Annotated in this window: 18 protein-coding genes and 1 tRNA gene; 9 read left to right on the top strand and 10 right to left on the bottom strand. The window is 60.8% G+C overall.

Translation table 11 applies throughout. The annotated features are described in order from the left end of the window. Nucleotides 1-7 precede the first annotated feature (7 nt). Together AB0N72_RS13410 and AB0N72_RS13405 are read right to left on the bottom strand one after the other, a co-directional pair. Nucleotides 8-1,180, bottom strand: a complete 1,173-nt coding sequence (locus tag AB0N72_RS13410) for a cation:proton antiporter (RefSeq protein WP_363930867.1) — start codon at nucleotides 1,178-1,180, stop codon at nucleotides 8-10. Beyond that, on the bottom strand, nucleotides 1,177-1,755 hold the full coding sequence (locus AB0N72_RS13405; protein WP_363931237.1) for an SRPBCC family protein: 579 nt from the start codon (nucleotides 1,753-1,755) through the stop codon (nucleotides 1,177-1,179). Before AB0N72_RS13405 ends, AB0N72_RS13410 begins: the two co-directional genes overlap by 4 nt. Nucleotides 1,756-2,001: 246 nt before the next feature. Here AB0N72_RS13405 and AB0N72_RS13400 point away from each other — a divergent pair, with 246 nt between their 5' ends. The 3 genes from AB0N72_RS13400 to AB0N72_RS13390 all read left to right on the top strand — a co-directional run bounded on the left by AB0N72_RS13400 (nucleotide 2,002) and on the right by AB0N72_RS13390 (nucleotide 4,606). Next, on the top strand, nucleotides 2,002-2,205 hold the full coding sequence (locus AB0N72_RS13400) for a helix-turn-helix transcriptional regulator (RefSeq protein ID WP_363931236.1): 204 nt from the start codon (nucleotides 2,002-2,004) through the stop codon (nucleotides 2,203-2,205). Then, on the top strand, nucleotides 2,198-3,394 hold the full coding sequence (locus tag AB0N72_RS13395; RefSeq protein ID WP_363930866.1) for a HipA domain-containing protein: 1,197 nt from the start codon (nucleotides 2,198-2,200) through the stop codon (nucleotides 3,392-3,394). Before AB0N72_RS13400 ends, AB0N72_RS13395 begins: the two co-directional genes overlap by 8 nt. Before the next feature lie 543 nt (nucleotides 3,395-3,937). After that, complete coding sequence (locus tag AB0N72_RS13390) at nucleotides 3,938-4,606, top strand: hypothetical protein (RefSeq protein WP_363930865.1); 669 nt, start codon at nucleotides 3,938-3,940, stop codon at nucleotides 4,604-4,606. A 588-nt stretch (nucleotides 4,607-5,194) separates the two neighbouring features. On the opposite strand, the gene AB0N72_RS13385 is transcribed toward AB0N72_RS13390, so the two are convergent. The 3 genes from AB0N72_RS13385 to AB0N72_RS13375 form a co-directional block, all read right to left on the bottom strand. Further along, nucleotides 5,195-5,371: a hypothetical protein gene (locus AB0N72_RS13385; protein WP_363930864.1), complete on the bottom strand. Its 177-nt coding sequence runs from the start codon at nucleotides 5,369-5,371 to the stop codon at nucleotides 5,195-5,197. A gap of 98 nt (nucleotides 5,372-5,469) precedes the next feature. After that, a complete protein-coding gene (locus AB0N72_RS13380; protein WP_363930863.1) occupies nucleotides 5,470-6,285 on the bottom strand; it encodes an AbiJ-NTD4 domain-containing protein in 816 nt (271 codons plus the stop codon). Next, on the bottom strand, nucleotides 6,285-9,074 hold the full coding sequence (locus tag AB0N72_RS13375) for a DNA methyltransferase (protein ID WP_363930862.1): 2,790 nt from the start codon (nucleotides 9,072-9,074) through the stop codon (nucleotides 6,285-6,287). The genes AB0N72_RS13380 and AB0N72_RS13375 overlap by 1 nt, the downstream gene beginning before the upstream one ends. A gap of 84 nt (nucleotides 9,075-9,158) precedes the next feature. Between AB0N72_RS13375 and AB0N72_RS13370 the strand changes: the two genes are divergently transcribed. Further along, nucleotides 9,159-9,608: a hypothetical protein gene (locus tag AB0N72_RS13370; protein ID WP_363930861.1), complete on the top strand. Its 450-nt coding sequence runs from the start codon at nucleotides 9,159-9,161 to the stop codon at nucleotides 9,606-9,608. Between the two features lie 963 nt (nucleotides 9,609-10,571). On the opposite strand, the gene AB0N72_RS13365 is transcribed toward AB0N72_RS13370, so the two are convergent. Continuing rightward, the gene (locus AB0N72_RS13365; RefSeq protein ID WP_363930860.1) at nucleotides 10,572-11,513 is read right to left on the bottom strand and encodes a hypothetical protein; all 942 of its coding nucleotides are present in this window, start codon (nucleotides 11,511-11,513) and stop codon (nucleotides 10,572-10,574) included. A 92-nt stretch (nucleotides 11,514-11,605) separates the two neighbouring features. After that, on the bottom strand, nucleotides 11,606-12,199 hold the full coding sequence (locus AB0N72_RS13360) for a hypothetical protein (RefSeq protein ID WP_363931251.1): 594 nt from the start codon (nucleotides 12,197-12,199) through the stop codon (nucleotides 11,606-11,608). Between AB0N72_RS13360 and AB0N72_RS13355 the strand changes: the two genes are divergently transcribed. Then, on the top strand, nucleotides 12,083-12,757 hold the full coding sequence (locus AB0N72_RS13355) for a site-specific integrase (RefSeq protein ID WP_363931235.1): 675 nt from the start codon (nucleotides 12,083-12,085) through the stop codon (nucleotides 12,755-12,757). The two genes, AB0N72_RS13360 and AB0N72_RS13355, sit on opposite strands and share 117 nt — an antisense overlap. 60 nt (nucleotides 12,758-12,817) lie before the next feature. Here the strand turns inward: AB0N72_RS13355 and AB0N72_RS13350 are convergent. Next, nucleotides 12,818-12,907, bottom strand: a tRNA-Ser gene (locus tag AB0N72_RS13350). Nucleotides 12,908-13,045: 138 nt separating this feature from the next. Here AB0N72_RS13350 and AB0N72_RS13345 point away from each other — a divergent pair. The 4 genes from AB0N72_RS13345 to AB0N72_RS13330 are packed head-to-tail and all read left to right on the top strand — an operon-like array spanning nucleotide 13,046 to nucleotide 16,679. Further along, nucleotides 13,046-14,047, top strand: a complete 1,002-nt coding sequence (locus AB0N72_RS13345) for a zinc-binding alcohol dehydrogenase (RefSeq protein WP_363930859.1) — start codon at nucleotides 13,046-13,048, stop codon at nucleotides 14,045-14,047. 3 nt (nucleotides 14,048-14,050) lie between these two features. Further along, a complete protein-coding gene (locus AB0N72_RS13340) occupies nucleotides 14,051-14,449 on the top strand; it encodes a 6-carboxytetrahydropterin synthase (RefSeq protein WP_363930858.1) in 399 nt (132 codons plus the stop codon). Next, on the top strand, nucleotides 14,450-15,505 hold the full coding sequence (locus tag AB0N72_RS13335; RefSeq protein ID WP_363930857.1) for a glycosyltransferase family 4 protein: 1,056 nt from the start codon (nucleotides 14,450-14,452) through the stop codon (nucleotides 15,503-15,505). Beyond that, on the top strand, nucleotides 15,465-16,679 hold the full coding sequence (locus tag AB0N72_RS13330) for a crosslink repair DNA glycosylase YcaQ family protein (protein ID WP_363930856.1): 1,215 nt from the start codon (nucleotides 15,465-15,467) through the stop codon (nucleotides 16,677-16,679). Before AB0N72_RS13335 ends, AB0N72_RS13330 begins: the two co-directional genes overlap by 41 nt. 12 nt (nucleotides 16,680-16,691) lie before the next feature. Here the strand turns inward: AB0N72_RS13330 and AB0N72_RS13325 are convergent, their stop codons facing one another. Continuing rightward, nucleotides 16,692-17,072 (bottom strand): VOC family protein, encoded by a 381-nt coding sequence (locus AB0N72_RS13325; RefSeq protein WP_363930855.1) that lies wholly within the window; start codon nucleotides 17,070-17,072, stop codon nucleotides 16,692-16,694. Between the two features lie 24 nt (nucleotides 17,073-17,096). Continuing rightward, nucleotides 17,097-17,630 carry a nucleoside deaminase gene (locus AB0N72_RS13320; protein WP_363930854.1) on the bottom strand — a complete coding sequence of 178 codons (534 nt, stop codon included), beginning with the start codon at nucleotides 17,628-17,630 and terminating at the stop codon, nucleotides 17,097-17,099. Nucleotides 17,631-17,634: the final 4 nt, after the last annotated feature.

Raw genomic sequence — 17,634 nt, 5'->3', positions numbered from 1 at the left:
CTCGATTCTACCGGGAGTTCGGTGCCGGGTTGGCCGCGGATGGGTCCCCTGCTGCTTCTTGTGTTGCCGCGGCAGTCCGCCCCGCGATCGCGCCGGCTGCAATGGTGATGAGTGCCCCCAGAATCATGGCGGCTCCCTCGCCCGGTTGAAGCAGGCGCAATTGTTCGCCGATGGTCACGGCGGCCACGGGAACGCCCAGTTGGGATGCCGAGAGGACAGCCAGCGGCAGAGGCTGGCCGAGGACACGCATGGCGGCGTGGACCAAAAGAGTGCCCGCACCTAGGCAAAGGCCCAGGAGAACCACGTGGGGGTTCGATGCGAGGTAATTCAGGTTCAGGGAAGCACCGAGCCACACGAAGAAGACAGGTCCCAGAAAACCGTCGCTCACGGCGAAAAGCTGGTGGGCAAGCCGTCGCGGTTCACCCACTGCTGCCACGACAAGGCCAAAAGAGAAGCCAGCCAGCATCACTGAAACTTGCCCGAGGACCGCCAACCCCGCCAAGGCAAACAACAAGGTCAATTGGATCCGTAGCTCGAGCGCGAACTTCCTGTCTTCGGAAACGTCGTGCACGCGGCCGCGTATGCCACTGCGTTCCAAGGCCCGGAGCACGAAGAACAACGCCACGGCACAGACGGCCACAACGGCGGCGCCCAGTGCCGCACGGCCGGCGTTGGGCGGATCGACTGCCAGCGGGAGCGCCACGATGCAGGCAATGTCGGCTATCGCCACCTGGGCCGTCATGGTCAGCACCTTGGGGCCGCCGAGCCTTAAGGAGTCCACGATCGGCAGCACCAGGGCGGCCGAGGACGAGGCCAGCAACACGATGTAAATGGGTGCGTGACCTGTCCCGAAAACGGCAGCGATTCCCAAACCTGTCCCGACGGCCAGTACCGCCGCCGCTCCAGCTCTGGCCGCACCGCCGCCCAGGGCTGCCCGGATGGCTTTGTCCCGCACGGGGACGTGGGTGCCGGCAACGAACATCATCAGTGCGAAGCCGACATCGGCCATCAGGGTAAACGCAGGATCCCCCGGGTCCACCGCATGAAGGCCCGACCGGCCAATCAGGATGCCCGCCAGCAGTTGGCCCAGGACAACCGGCAGATGCCATTTCCGGGGCAAGGCGAGCAGTGGTCCTAGGAGCGCCACTGCCGAGATCAGGGCGAGCTGAAGGAAGGTCACCTGTTTTGCTCGGGCGTTGCTTTGCGCCGCGCAGTGAAGGTGGGCCCCGGGGGCGCCGGAACCAGGGCCGGATCGGTAGTGGACCTACGACGGCGGAGCTCAAGTTTGAGGCTTTCCTCGCCTCGGGCCATGGCCCAGTGGTGGTTGGCGGAGAACGCTGGTTTGAGGAGCCAACTCAGTCTGCGAAGAAGAGGTTTGGCCGTGCTGACCCGCCAGTCGTAGGTGATGACTGTTTCGGGGCCATCCGCTGCGAAGGTCCAGCGTCCCGTGCCGTTGAGGTCGCCCACGGCTGTGAGTGCGAAGCCGTCCAGGGTCACCGGTTCCGTGACAGTGAGCCGCCATCTGAGGGTGTAGGGGAGCCAGCCCTTGGTGTGGAGATCGAAGGAAGCGCCCACTCCGTCGGGGCCGCCGGCGGATACTTTCGTAACTGTCAGGTAGACCGACGGCCACCACTGCTTCAGCGTCCCGGCATCCCCGAGGACGTCCACCACTTCCTCACGCGTCCCCGGCACGCGCCAGACAGTGACGAATTCGTAATCGGTGCTCTTGCCTGTCTTGCTGGCTGACCCGGCCATTGTTGCCTCCGACGTACTTGCGGCTCCGAGGGTGTCATTAGGCATCCGTGATTAATGTACCGCGCTGCAGCGGGTGCCACTACGGGGTTGAAAAACGGAAGTATGTTGCCGATTTCCCTCCAGAAGGCTGCATGCGGGTCAGAAAAGATGCCGATTCTGAAATATGTTGCGTATTCTGCTTAAATCGGGCAAGGTGGGAGCTGCAAGATGCCAGATCCGCAAAATATTTCAGAAGCGGCCCCATTCATGGATGACGTCAAAGCTATCGGTGTGAGTATCAGGCGTGCCCGGAAGGCCGCCGGTATCACGCAGAGCACTCTCGCCGATCTTATTGGTACGTCCGCACGCACTGTCCACGCCATCGAGACCGGAACAGGGAACCCATCGCTCCTGACGGTTGTTGCGGCTGCCAATGCTGTTGGCTTGCGCCTGGGTGCGATTGATGGTTGAGGATCTGGCGCGGCTGAAGTTCGTCCGAAGCGCGGATGTCTACAAGTCGGGGGTACTGGCCGGCAATCTGGAGCGCACGCATCGCGGCAGTGTGGTTTTCAGCTATGTCGCTGGTTACCGCTCTTCCGGAGCCGGACCCGTTGCGAGTTCACTGCCTTTCACGCAGGATCCGGTCGAATCCCCGAACGGCGGGCTGCCATCCTTTTTCGCTGGCCTCCTGCCCGAAGGCCATCGCCTGACCCTGCTCAAAGACGCCGTGAAGACGAGCCTGGCGGACGAGCTCAGCCTGCTGCTGGCCGTCGGCGCCGACGTTCCCGGCGATGTCCAGATCGTCCCGACGGGGGAACCGCCGCTTGAGCCCGCGTCCCTCGCCGACACTTCCAGGCCCGAAGACCTCGACTTTGCCGCATTGGCCGACACTGTGGACCTGCACGGACTGCCGGGTGTTCAGAGCAAGGCCAGCGCGTCAATGCTGACCACCCCGCTCGCGCTGGCGGGCCGTCGGTGCCTGCTCAAGCTGGACCCGCCTCTCCACCGGCATCTGGTGGCCAACGAGGCGGCGCACCTGACGGGGGCCAAAGCGCTGAAGATCCCCGTCGCGGCTCACACTGTGGTCCGAGACCGACAAGGTCTGCCGGGCCTCCTCGTAGAGCGGTTCGACCGCATCCAGAACGACGAGGACGACATCCGCCGCCTGCCGCTCGAGGACGCTGCCCAGGTCATGAACCTTCCGCCGGCTTCCAAGTACGCTGTCAGATCCGAGGACGTCGTCCTCGCCCTGGCCGGGTTGTGTAAGGCCAGGCCGGTGGCCGTGCGGAACCTATACCTCCAGTTCGTGTTCGCGTGGCTTACCGGCAACGGCGACCTCCACGCGAAGAACGTTTCGGTTCTGGCGCGCCCCCAGAGCGGCTGGGTGGTGGCCCCGATGTATGACATTCCGTGTACGTTGCTCTACGGCGACGACACGATGGCCCTCAGTATTGATGGAAGGGTCAAGTCATTGAGGGCCAGGCACTGGCAGGAGTTCGCCGCTGCCATCGGACTGTCCCAGCGGGCGGCGGCTGCCGCCAATGCCGTCGCCTTGGCAGCCGCGTCGGCCATCCATCTGGAGGAGTTGCCCTTCACCGGCTCCCCGTTGAACGGGACGCTGCGGGAATTGCGGTTCCGCCGGGCTGAGCTCACGGCCTGACCCTGGTCAGGGTCCGGGGCGGCCCCATACGCCCGCACTGGCATCTCGTCGCGCCCGCTCGACATGTGCAACAGAAATGCCATCCGGAAGCTCCTGAGAATGCAGAAAACCCCCGGTTTCCCGGGGGTTTTCATTGGCGGTGACGGTGGGATTTGAACCTTCGCAGAAGCATAGGCGGAAGAGCGGAATCGTTGAAAACTCGCGAATTTTGATGCTGCCTAAGCACCCCAGATGTCTGCTGATCACGATGTATTGTGCTCACGGGGCGTGAGCCCAAACAGCCCTCGCCCGTCCTCTGAGTGCTCACCAAATCGATTGGTGAGGCGGTGGTTAGGAGAAAAGTCCCTGAGAGTAACCCGGACAGGGCTTTACTCGCCACTCACCATTTGCTCACCACTACTCACTAATCAGCGCCCCAAAACCTCACCACACCACCCGAACACCGAAGGTGTGATGAGTGGTGAGCAGGATGAATAGTGACGAGCAAGACATTGGGATTGATTGCATTGTTGGGTGGTTGGAGCGAACAGCTACGGTACTGCCATGGACTTACAGATCTTGGTGGGGCCGGGACTTTCCCTGGCCGTTGCTGTGGCGGCAGCATGGCTCATTGGCAAGTTTCTTGCGCCCTCACTGGAGTCTCGGAAGATGGCAGCGGTAGCGTCGAGCGAGGAATCTGAAACCTTCGCCCAGCACCTCCATCTAATGGCCGGTGATCTTCGGTTGGCGGCGAAGTACGAAGCCCTGGCCTTGCAAGGTGTTGAGGGGAATGTTCCCAAGGTCTACACGCTGTTGGACGACATCGGTAGGAGGGCCAACAAGGCGGCCAAGATTGCGCGGGCTGGGAAACGTGTCAGATTCTCGGAGAAACGACGTGAGTACGCAAGCCTCGTAATTGGGCTGGTGCTCAAGTTTCGTGGCCAGCAGTACCCGGCGATCCGCAAAGGACAGGCCTACTTCAAAAAAATGGATGAGGTTAAGGACCACTACCTTGAAGACTTAGCCGATCTCTTGGACTTTGCCTCCAAGGTATTCCAACCAAGAAAGTTCGTATGGTTCCCGCTTCGCCGGTTAGACAAGAAGCTGAAGGCATTCATGGCATCCACGATGGACGACCTCCAGCAAGCGCACATGGCTGACTTGCACGAGCTTGGGCTGCGGATGTCAGCAGAGGAACCACCGGAGGAAGAAGACACCGCTGAGGGCGGGTGACCCCTTATGTCGGTGACCGTTCTTCGGCTCGAAAGAGGGCGAATCGGGGCCTTTACGTACTATTTTCTCAAACCCGTACATAATTTGAGCACCCGAACGCACCGGGAGGAATTAGCTGCCCGGGGGAGGGGGGCGACCCGGGGTCGTCACGTCGTTGCATCGTCACAGGCGGCGGTGGACAGCACGCGGCAGATGCGGCGGACATCGTGACAGACGATTGTTCACGCGTCGTGCACGATGACGCCGATGCAATGACATCGGCGTCAGAACGGCGGCAGCGGATGCGTCATTGGCAGCGGGGCAGACGGGTTCGCGTCATCGGCACAGGTAATGGCGTCGCGGGGACGCGGCATCGGCAGGACATCAATGCAATCGGTCATCAGTGAGCGTGTCAGCGGGTGGACTAGCGAAGTGACACGTTCACACACAGCGCGATCGTTGGATCGTCACGGAGCGCTTTGCGGACGCCTCAGCGACAGATAGCTGTGAGCGCGTCGATGCACGATCGCCTTGTTGGTAGAAACGATGCTCATGCTGCCGCCCAAAGACCCCGATCAAATGAACGGGGTCAAGGGGTGGGGGTTGAAGTTACGGGACGAGCGTCAGGCGCGAGACGCTTTCGTGGTCGAAGTCGAAGAAGCCTTGAAAGTTGGCATACGGTGTCGTGATAAATGCGGAGCCGTCGTCGTCGATGTCGAGGTCGGCATCAGGGCCGAACGACGAGAGGACGAAGTCGGCCGCGGCGATCAATTGATCGTGGGTCATGCCTTCGCAGCCTTCGCGGCTTCGGCGGCGCGTTCCCGACGGCACGCGGCTCGACGAAATGACGTTAAGAGACTTTGCTCAGCGGTCCCAAGGACCGCTTACACGGTGCTTCCGGCCTTCTTGATCAGATAGCCGACCATCGAAGAGCATGTGACGAGGAAATAGGTAGCGAGCGCCTCGTCTACCTCGCCGTGTTCGATGTTTCCGTGCCGGATGCCCCCTTCGGCGCTGGTGTACCCATAAAGCTTCAGCCAACCGTCGACCAAGGCCCGGTGCGTTGGTACGCCCTTCGCATCCAACTTCTTGAGAGCATCTCCCAGAGTTTTTTCGCCCGTCAGGTGGCGGGCTACGGCTTCGACTGCGCTAATTGACTCCTTGACTACGTTGGCATATTGGGGTTGCTGCCGAAGCGAAAGCAGTGACAGGGCCTTCTGTAGGTGCTTCTGCGCGCCGCTGAAAGGTTCGAGATCAGACAGTGCAGTCTCGATTGCGTCTACTTCCAGATCGTCTGTGACCGGAACGATCTGGCGGTTGACCACGCGATACCCAACCAAGAATTTCTGGAACGTGTCGTTGAGAGCTTCGCTGAGTGAGTCGGCCATGTTGTCCAGGCAGAACTCAAGGAAATCGAAGACCTCGTATAGGGCGCGATGGGTAACGATGTCCTGAGCTGTTCTGGCGAAGTCCCTGGAATACGTCCGCGCAATCTCGTCGAAGGGTTCGTGGTATTCGATCCAGTAGGCGACGACGAATTCGTCAGTTTCACTTAGGCCGAACCCGTTGGAGGCGTATCTCCGAAAGCTGTGGTCGTATATTGCGTTCCACACAGCTGTTCGAGTCTCAGCATCCAAATACTCGGTTTGGATTACTGTCCTAGGTTCGACGTAGCCATGGCGCTCAGAAAAACGTCCCATCAGTCTCGCCCTCCCTTGCTGAACGGGTCATAGCTGGTGGGATCCAAGGCGATCTTGGCGTTGAGTTCGTACAGCCGGTCGACCAATTCTGTCCGATCGTCCAGAGCGGACATGGGCCATCCGTACGACTTGCATACCGCTTCATCGAGGCGCTTGTGCGCGGCCCGAAGGTCGGCGAATGCTCCCTCGTCCATAGCGTTGTAGGCCGCAGTAAGGCCTGCTTGCTTCTTACCCATAGCGACGAGTTTGGCGCAGGCTTTAGATCGTTCGTCCACGACGTCGCGAGCGGCCTGCTCAATCTTGTCCCGCAGCGAATTTCCAGGGGAGGGGAACGGAAAGGTCTCGAATGTTGATGAAGGTGTATACCGAAGCCGATCTTCAAGAGTCGACCCATGTTCCCTTGTCCAAGCTTCATGGATTGACGACGTGAGCACACCGAACGACCAGTCATCATCTAGGGCAATAAGATTGGTCGCGTCGCTGGGGCACCATTCTTTGTCTCCCCAAATAAAGAGCAAGCGTTTTCCATGACGACCTACAGAAATGTAGCGGCTTAGGCCCTCGATTGCTTGCCGCATAGCGGGACGAGCTTCGCCATGACGCCACCAGCGGTCTCGCGTAGTTTGTCGTCGGTTTTTGTCGCGAACGGGTTTGACGCGATCCCTAATGATATTCAGCGCGGCAGGATATGCCATGCAGTCTTCAAGGTCACGAGTGCCAAAATCGATAATCCACCCATGGGGAACTTGTGTGGGGTTGTTGGCTATGTCATCGCTCCCGAGATGGCGTTTCACGACGTCTGAGTAGACAGCATCGGGCAAATTAAGGAGCATCGAGGCTTCCGCCTCCTTGATCATGAATCCCTTCCCGACAGGAATGCATCCCTGAAAGGCGAGACCGGCATTACCTGGGAGTTCGGCCGGGGCCTTCTTTAGCAAGCCGGCTTTCAGAGAGGACGTGATCGCTTGCGTTGGGACTTTGTCGAGTATCGGCTCAGGCGGGGCAGATTTCGGATTCTTGACCCAGTTAACAATGGAGACGTGAACATTAGCTTCTCCGGGCCACGGCTGCGTGGAAGTGGCATCAGTGATGGTCCCACCATTGGCTACGACGTATTCCAGGGATGCTTTCCGTGCCTTGTTCTGTGAGACGGAGTTAGTGGCGATGAGGCCAGCTCGGCTGTCATCTTTCATGTGATCGTTGGCCCGTCGGAACCAGTAGGCGCACAAGTCAACAACGCCGCACTTAAACTCATTTTTCAGGAAATCGATGTAGTCGTCCCCGTTATGGCGCCGAATGTGTTGGCTTCCGATGAAGGGCGGGTTGCCGATGATTGCGTCTACGGCTGGCCAATCGACCTTCAGGGCGTCTGCTTCAACAATGGTATCTAGGTTGTGCAGCGGCAGCGGGTCGTCCCCCTGAACATTCATTTCCCGTGCCATCTGAGCGTGACCCATCCAGATCGTGAGCCGGGCAATCTGCACTGCGAATGGTTCAATCTCGATGCCGTAAAGGTTCTCAATTGGGTAGAACTCAAGGTGCATTGAGACAGGTTTACCCTTGGCATGCTTGAGGTCGTCGATACGGTCTTTGAGGTAATGCTCAAGCCGACGAATCTCCCGGTAAGCAACATAGAGGAAGTTGCCCGAGCCACAGGCGGGGTCGAGAACTTTGAATTGGCAGAGCTCTTGAAGCAACTTCTCCAGCTTTTTGTAGTCCTCGGTACCGTCGATCCGCTCACGCCAAGGCTTCAGGATGGTCGGTTCAACGATCTGCATGATGTCTTGCTCGTGCGTGTAGTGCGCTCCGAACTGGCGGCGTCGATCGCCGAGGCATCCCTCAAAGAGTGAGCCAAAAATGGTCGGATTGACGTAACGCCAGTCGTACTTCGACGCCTCCACCAAGAGGTCGAGGTCAAAACCGTTCAGCGGGATGTAGGGGACGGATTCAAGCAAGCCCCCGTTGACGTAGGGGAGCCCTGCAAGGATGCCCTCACTGCGGTCGATTGCCTTGGGAGAATTCATCGCTGCCAGGAACGACTGAACCTCTCTCCCTGGAATTCTTTGCTTCGCTCCTCGTGAATCCGCCGACAGGTCCCTGAGCAGGTCGGCGAAACGGTTGGCTGGAATCAAGCCGAGGTCCTCGGCGAACAGCGTCCATGTTGCTTGGATGATGAACCGACGGAGGTCGTCATCCGTCAATCCATAGTCCTCGCGTTCGTGGAAGCGGTCATACAGTCTGTTGAATAGGCCAATCATGTCCGCGCTGGCACCAACGGTGATTTTCTGGCCGGGTCCACCGTACGTAGGAACCTTGGCGCGTCCCATTAGGAACGCCAGCGAGTCTACGAAGTCGGGCAGCTGTTCAAGGGTGAAGACGTCCCTAGGCGCATTAGGGAACCTGCCGGGCTCCCACACTTCGAAACGGTCGAAGGAACACAGGATCGTGAATGGGGGAGCGGCTACCTCATCGGTGGCGCAGTATTTCCAGTAGCGGAGCATCTGGGGTCGGTGCTCTGCGAGACGTACAGACTCCTTCGGCCCCTTCATCTCAACGAGAACGACCTCCGGCCAGTAGAAATCGATGAAGCCATGCTTCTGGCCTTCATCCAACGGCAGGTGTGACTCGTGGCTTGCGTCGAGCGTCCGGGGGTCGTCTACGCCTGTGTAGGCCTGCACAAGCTGGTTGACGAATGTCTGGGCTCCGGCACGTTCCGTTCCCGAATATCCGGACCAGTTGCCCACGAAGGTCTTCAGCGATTCGATAATCTCATTACGCGTGCGGTGCATCTTTTCCCCATCTTGTTGCAAGTACAACTGATTCAACCACGGTGGGCTGACAGGATTGTCGCTACACCACGCTACGATCCGTGCATGAACCTCAACGAGTACCCGCTTGCACCTGTGCTTCTAACTGGTCTGTCTGCTTTTGCAGGCACCTGGGCCGGAAGCCGGTTCTCACGTGTCAACGAGCACAACCAGTGGCTCCGAAACGAGAAGATGCAAATTTGTTCGGATTTCGTATCGAAGACTGAATCTCTTGCAATCACGGACCGGCTGGCGGCCAGCGCGGCCGATCTCCAAACCTTTTCGGTAGGGGTGTCTGCGCTGAGCCAGGCGAGGATGAAGCTGGCTTGTTCAATGGGGGTCGTAGAAGCAGCGGTGAAGCTGAAAGCCGCCCTTCTGAACATGGAGGCGGCAGCGCTGGCAGCTCACGCCGCAGGGGTGGATCAGCAGGAGTCATCGAAGCGTAGGCCAAGGGACGCGGTTGCCTGGTGGAACACAAACACGCGTATTTCATTCTTGAATCGAGCAACGACCTAAACAGTGGACGGTTCTATGGCCTCGGGCCGTTCCGGCCTACTCTCATGCCAATGCTTAGGCTCAGAGGCAAAGTGGAGGAACGCCGCGTCGGTTTACAGGACCTCAGCTGGCCGCTCCTTCAAACGCTGATTCCGTATGGCCCGTTTGGCCAACAGAAACCTTTGAAGCCGTTTGTCTGCACTCACCTTAGGCAATTGTTCGATGGGAGGTCGGGGTCTTGGTCAAGGTAGTCAAGCTCGGGCGGGCTCCCAGCCCCGTCCGTTGTCGTCGTCACGGCGTCGCCGCACAGGCCGGTTGTCGGGGTCGGTCGCCAGCCGTGCTCGGGTACGAATTCGTTTCGCGGCGAGCAGCCAGGGCCGTTTGGAATAGGTCGTGATCTGAGTCCCGGTCAGTTGGTGACCGCAGAATTGGCACATCATGATCTCGCCTCTAGATGTGCGGGTGCGCAGCAGAGTTTGTTACCGCAGGTCTGAAGGACCACGCCGGGCGTGCTGCCCGAAGGGCCTTGGCGACCACACGATGCACCCGAAGATCCTTGCCCTGATAGCGAAACCGGCCGAATCCCCTGGCGTCATCCCGAGTCCACAGGAGGCAACCCTTGGGTCTAAGCTCTGCAATCTGTGTACGGCAAACAGAATCCTGCTGCTGTAGCCAGTGTCGAGGGCGATAGCAAGAGAGGCGTCTCGTTGAACCCGCCGAGGCTTGTACTCCTAGGCGTATCTCACAGGTCGCCCGATCTTGTCTTCGTACCTGGCGCGCCCGTTCTAAGCCTTGCCTAAGCGCCGGCATTCGGCGGAACACAGCTACCTTGCCCGCTTCCCCAACAAGACGCCGCACACCCGACGACGCTTCTCCAATGCAATCGATCCCATGCAGCGACATTAGGAATCAAACTGGAGAGGGAGCGCTAAGGAGACACGAGGCTGAAACGTGCTCTGTTAGCGTTTGTCCACGCCGCGACGATCATTCATTCGCGGGGACGTGTGATGGCGTCTGTTGGTCGTCTGCAGAGGCTGTAGCAGCATCTACGTGCCCTTCACCGCGATCGCCGCTTGAATTGCCGGTGATTCTCAGCTCTCTTGCCTCTGCCTTCAAAAGTCTGTGGTTGCTCTTTGCGAGCCTCCGCTCGCTTCGCCCTACCCGCACATGTGTTAGAACCACTTTTGCTCGCTCGATGGGGAGTCGATGCCAAGTGAAGAAGAGATAAATCTTTAGGAGTGCATACGCGACCGTCACGTGGCGTCTGCCGGTGAAATATTCCAGAGTATCTACAATCGGGCCGCCGGTTTTTGGGTTCAAAATCAGTTGCTGGTATTGCCAAGATCGTCGATACGTCATTCTCTTCGGACTGACATAGGCTTGCAATCCAAGCTCTTTCGCAAATCCATCGACATCTTTGCCTTGTACCCTCGCCTCGGCTCTGAGCTTGTATGGGATGTGGAAGTCCGAACTCCTCAATTTGCCGTGGTGCCAGGCTAGAAGGGGTTCGCCTGCTTCCGTCAATAAGCGTTCAAGATCGTGGAGGCTGTTGCGTCCGGCCTGCCAGGACTTGCCTGACTCCTTACGGCGTTCCACGACTGCCAGAGCCATCTCGTGCATCCACCAAGCGAGGAACCGGTTCCTCCTAGTCAAACTCAATTCGATGATCTGCCGACTTGTGATTGCATGGGGAGAATAATCGGGATTGGAGTCTTTACTTCCAAATTCATCTACCCACTTAGACAGGGTGCGGAACCAGGATTCTATTACCTGTCGTTGCCTTTCCTGTCGGGCGTTGCGTCGGGTAATCACCTGTCCAAGCCAGAAGACGGCAACAGAGACGACTGCCGCAACGGTGGCGGGGATAGGGAAGTCAGCCCCAGCTGGGACCGCTGTTTCCGGCGGGAGTACGGAAGCGAGAATCACGACCTGATTCAACCACGTTCGCTACCGCCGTCTATCCACAACGAAACCCCGCATCCCTTTTGAGGGTGCAGGGCATCGCGGTTTATAGAGGTTTAGCGCCCCATCGCTCGGGCTGCTGACTGTCCGAAGCTGGGACGCTTCAGTTTCCGTGCGGGCACGCTCGCACTTGCTGATGATGATGTGTAGGCGAGAATCGGCTTTTCGCCGATGATGTGGAAGTTTTCGTCGCGTGCTTCCTCTTGATTCTTGAACGAGCGGTAGTCGACTCGGCTGACGGCAGTGTTTGCTGCGTCGAATGCGGCGGTCAGCACTTCGACGGCTGGCACCCAGGGGGTTGCTTCCGTGGCAAGCCATGCGAGGTATTCCCACTGCTGGCTACCGGAGTACGTCCCGGTCGTGTAAGCGAACCGGGGGTCCGATCCTCCCCCAATCCAGGCGTCGAAGTTCTGGACAGCGGCGAGGGGATCGTGGGCTGCGCTGAGATCGGTGTTGCTGCTCCGCTTCAGGACCCAATACCCGGAGAGTTCGAGCGAGTTCCGGATGTGTCCGACGGTGGCGATGATGAATCCTTGGCCCTCGTCGAGGACGGCTGTTGGGAGAACCTTCTGCGCGCTCCGGATTTCTGCGTAGGCACTGGAGATCGTCTGGACCTGCTTCCATGCCTTCTCGCCGCCGAGGCAAAGCACGGCACCCTGGTTCTAGTCCTCGCCTATACCGGCCTCCGCTGGGATGAGGTCACGGCATTCCGGGTAAAGGACGTAAATCCCATGCGTCGACGCCTCAACGTGGTTCTGAACGCCGTCGAAGTCGGCGGCAACATCGAGCTCGGCACGCCCAAGACACACAAGAAGCGCACTGTGCCGTTCCCGGCTTTTCTGGCTGATGCACTCGTAGCCCAGATGGCGGGCAAGCACCCCGAGGATCTGCTGTTCCCTGGGAGCGATGGCAAGTATATGAAGCGCGGAGGCGCCAGCCAGACCAGCAACAGATGGTTCGCAAACGCGCTACTCCGCGCCGGTCTTGAGCGAATGACCGTCCACGACCTCCGGCACACGGCCGCGTCACTCGCGATCTCAGCGGGCGCGAACGTGAAAAGTGTCCAGGCAATGCTTGGGCATACGTCCGCCACGATGACGCTGGACACGTACGCTGACCTGTTTCCAGACGATCTCGACGCTGTCGCAGTCGCGCTCGATGCCGCTGCTTCACAACAGGTTGCGCACAAAGTGCGCTCACAGGACTGAATTACAAAAAGCGAAGGCGCCTAGTTCGCTGTGTTATCAACGATCTAGACGCCTTCTACTTGGCGGTGACGGTGGGATTTGAACCCACGTTGGCTTTTACACCAAACAACATTTCGAGTGTTGCACCTTCGGCCGCTCGGACACGTCACCAACTGAAATAGGGTACCGGAGTTGGACCCGGTTCCCCAAAACGAGCCCGCGCGAAGCGCCGGGGAGAACCAGTCAAAGCACCCGCCAAACAGCGCCAACTTCCATCCGAAGCGCCCCACAGCTAGATTCGTAAGTATCATGACTATTCCTCGCGAGCACGTGCACCAAGCCACCGCCTACTGGGTCACAAAGTCCGGCGATGGTGAACTGCGCCCCGAATCCATTGAGAACCCAAAAGAAGAGGAAGCCCTGGTCAGGACCCTGTACTCCGGTGTCAGCCGGGGCACCGAGCGCGTGGTCCACGAGGGCCGGGTGCCTGAGCGCGTAGCGGACCTCATGCAGGCCCCGCACCAGGAAGGCGAGTTCCCCGGTCCGGTCAAGTACGGCTACCTGAGCGTCGGCGTCGTCGAGCAAGGCCCGGAAGAATGGGTCGGCAAGACCATCTTCAGCCTCCACCCGCACCAGGACTTCTACGTGGTCCCCACCAGCCAGCTGACGCCCATTCCCGCAGACGTCCCCGCCCGCCGCGCCGTGCTCACGGGGATCGTGGAAGTAGCCATCAACGCCATCTGGGAAGCCGGACCGAGGCTGGGAGACAGGGTCGCCGTCGTCGGTGGTGGCCTGGTGGGCGGCGTCCTGGCGACGCTGCTGCGGAAGTATCCACTGGGTCGCCTGCAATTGGTGGACGCGGACCCGGAAAAGCGAAACCTCGCCGAAAAGCTGGGCATCGAATTCACCGATCCAAAGGACGCCAAAGACGATAACGACATCGTCTTCCACTGCTCCGCCTCCAACGAGGGCCTGAAGCTGAGCCTGCAACTGGCGGGTGATGACTCGGACGTGATCGAGCTGTCCTGGTTCGCCGACAAGGAAGTTACCCTGCCCCTTGGCGAGGATTTCCATGCCCGCAGGCTGAACATCCGTTCCAGCCAGGTGGGCGCAGTGGCCCTGCCCCGCAGGCACCGGCGCACCAACGCGCAGCGCTTGCAGGAAGCGGCCGCCCAGCTCAAGGACCCGCTGTTCGACACCTTCCTGACCAGCGAATGCCAGTTCCAGAACCTGCCCAGCACACTCGTCAAATTGTTCGAACGGCCCGGCGGTTTCTGCCACGTGGTCGCGTATCCAAACCCGGAGGATTAATACATGTTCAGCCTGACCGTCCGACGCCACTTCATGGTCGCCCACAGCCTTCCCCGCGAAGCCTTCGGGCCTGCGCAAGGCCTGCACGGTGCCACGTTCGTAGCCGAAGTCAGCTTCCGTCGTCGTGAACTTAACGACGACGCAATCGTCCTGGACATCGGGGCAGCGGGCGGCATCCTTGAGGAAATCCTTGCGGACCTGAACTACAAGAACCTGGACGAACACCCCGCTTTCAAGGGCAAGCTTTCCACCACCGAGGCCCTTGCCAAACACATCGCGGACGCCATGGCCACGCGGATCCAGGACACTGAGGACGGCCCGGCGCTGGCGGGCATCGACGTCGTCCTCCGCGAGAACCCCGACGCCTGGGCAGGGTACTCGCTGGAGCTTCCGGCCAAGTAAGTGCGCATCCGCTTCCTCGTCCCCGGGAACGTCCGGCATGGCTCCGGCGGCAACAAGTACAACGCCAGGCTCGCCGAACACCTGACCGCCCTGGGCGTGACGGTTGAGATGGTATCCGTCGACGGCGACTGGCCGGTGGGCAGCGCAGCGGACCGGAAGCGTTTCGCCCAAGCGCTCGACGGCGGCACCACGGTCATTGCCGACGGTTTAGTTGCCAGCGGGGCTCCGGAGGAGATTGCCGGCGCCGTGCGGGCCGGGACCGAGGTGTGGGTCCTCTCGCACATGGCGTTGGGGGAGCATCACGATCTTGAGGCGAAAGCGCTGGCGGCCGCGACGGGGATCATTTGCCCGAGCATGCACTCCGCTGCAGAGCTTGAGGCCCGGCACGGCCCGCTGGGCATCACGGTGGCTACACCGGGCGCAGAACCGGCAGACATCAGCGGAGGCTCACAGCCCAAGCACATCGTGGCCGTCGCGGCTTTGCTGCCCAACAAAAGCCAAACGGCCTTGGTGGACGCACTTGCAACACTCACGGACCTGCCGTGGACCGCAGCCCTCATCGGCTCAAGGGAAGCCGACCCGGGGTATGCCGCTGAGGTGAGGGCCGCCGTCGTACAACACGGGCTGCAAGACCGCATCCGTGTCACCGGCGAATTGACCGGGCAGGCGCTGCAGGATCAGTGGAAGCAGGCGGACCTGAGTGTCCTGATCTCACAGTCCGAGTCGTTCGGGATGGTGGTGACGGAGTCTTTGGCTCACGGAGTTCCGGTGATCGTCCGGCAGGGGACCGGTGCTGTGGAGGCGCTGGGCGACACCGGAGCGGGAGTGGCTCTGGATCCCGGGGAGTCTCTGGCAGGAACCCTTCGGAGCTGGCTGACGGACCACGAACTCCAAGATCGTTGGCGGGACAACGCCCTTCGCGCCCGCGATCACCTCCCGGGCTGGGACAGCACCGCGGCCACTGTTCTGCGGTCAATGACGGATCCTCGGGGAGAACCGGGTGCAGAATGGGGCCATGACCAGCACCGCGCCAGCCACGGCCACCCTGACCCCTGAACGACTCCGGGCTTGGGCGTGGCACAGCCAAGGCCTTGACGGCTCGCTCCAAGGTAAGAGCGCCGAGGAAGTCCTCAACCATGCCGGCTGGGCCCGCTCGGTAGGCGGCGCGAACCCCTACCTGACGCTGTTCGCCAGGGCAGGAATCAGCCGTGAACAAGCGGACAATGACGTCAAAGCCCTGAGGATCCATGAACTCCCCACCGCCCGCGGATGCACCTACGTCCTGGGCCGGTCCGACTACGCCTGGGCCCTCCAAATCGGCCGGGACGCCGCGGTAGCGCCCTTCAAAGTGCTGGCCCGGCTTGGTGTGGAACGCGGGGAGATCACCCTCCTGGAGGACGAGGTTGAACACGTCCTCAAGGAATCCAGTGAGCCCATGGACCCCAAGCAGCTCAGGGCAGTGCTGGGCGATTCCGTGCGCAGCTTGGGTGAGGAGGGCAAGAAGAAGGGCGCCTCCACCACGCTGCCCACGGCCTTGGGCCTGCTCCAGGCTGATGGCCGCATCCGCCGCGTCCCCGTCAATGGCCGCCTTGACCAGCAGCGCTACGCCTACACGCACTGGGGCCTGCCGCCCAGCGATATGGACGACGACGGCGCCCGTCGCCTCCTGCTGGAACGCTACTTGCGCTGGACCGGGGGAGCGACTTTCAAGCAGACCCAATGGTTCACAGCCTTCACCGTTGCCCAAACCAAGGCTGCGCTCGCCGCCCTTGGGGCCGTGGAGGTGCCCACGGCCAGCGGCGACGTGCTCTGGATGCTGCCGGCCGACGTCGAACGTTTGGCTGACCTCGAAGAGCCCGGTGACGAGCAAATCCAACTGTTGGCAGGCACGGATTCACTGGTCCTCCACAGGCGGAACTCGTCTGACATGTTTGCAGACGCGGACAAGGGCAAGAAGGTTCTGGACACCACGCTGGCACTTCAGGCCGACCTTCCGGACCATCCGATCCTGGACCGGGGGAGGATCATCGGCCTGTGGCAATACGATCCCGGCAAGGAACGCATCGCCGCCTGGACCTTCGCCAAGCCCACGGCAGCGGTCAGCAAGAGGATCGCCGAGGTGGAGGCATGGATCCGCGACGAGCTCGGTGACTTCCGGTCGTTCAGCCTGGACTCCCCGGCGTCACGGCAAATCCGGATCGACGCGCTGGATGAAGCCGCCGGACGCTGAGGCTGGATACAGCTAGCCGGAACCGTACGGACGGGTGATCGCCTCCAGGAAATGACCGTCGGGGTCGCAGAAGTAGATGCCCCGGCCGCCGTCGTTGTGGTTGATCTGCTGTGCCCGGGAGCGGGCAGGATCGGCCCAGTAGGGCACATGCCCGGCGGTGATCCTGAGGAAGATCTGGTCGAACTCCTCTTCGCTGACCAGGAAGGCGTAATGCTGCGGGGCGATTTCACCGGCAGCCTCAAGGAAGTCCAACGTGACGCCGTTATCCAGGGAAACGGTGACAAACGACCACATCGCTTGCGGCGCGGGAAGCCCAAAAATGCGGGCCATAAACTCCGCTGAAGCCTGCTTGTCCGTGGCATGGACGATGGTGTGATTGAAAGAAACTGTCATGGCTTGCTCCCATGAACGAAGGGATCAGGCTGGGCGGTGCTCCACGGCGGGGGCACGGTGAGCGGCGAAGAAGTCCTTGAGGAGCGCTGAGCATTCCTCCTCGCGGACCCCTGCGTAAACCTCCACCCAGTGATTGAGACGGCGCTCGCGGAGGATGTCGAACACAGATCCCGCCGCTCCCGCCTTCTCGTCCCACGCGCCAAAAACGACGCGGGGAATCCGGGCCAGGACGATTGCCCCGGCACACATGGCACACGGCTCCAGGGTTACCACCAGGGTGCAGTCTTCCAGCCGCCAACCGTCGTCGCCGCGGCCGGTGGCAGCGGCACGCTGCCGAAGGGAAGAGGCTGCCTCCCGGATCGCCACCACCTCGGCATGGGCGGTGGGGTCGCCCAACGCTTCCCGTTCGTTTCGCCCGGAACCCAGCACGCCGCCGTCGGGCCCCAACACGACGGCACCGATCGGCACATCGTCCGTTTTCAACGCCAGCCGGGCTTCGTCCAAGGCGAGGCCCATCCAGGCCAGGTGTTCTGCGTGATACGGCTCGGTGGCGCTCATGTCT

The organism is Paenarthrobacter sp. NPDC089307, assembly GCF_040685055.1.
In the GTDB taxonomy this organism is placed as follows: Bacteria; Actinomycetota; Actinomycetes; order Actinomycetales; family Micrococcaceae; genus Arthrobacter.
Note: the sequence above shows the minus strand (reverse complement) of the source record. Positions and strands in the feature narration are given on the sequence as shown.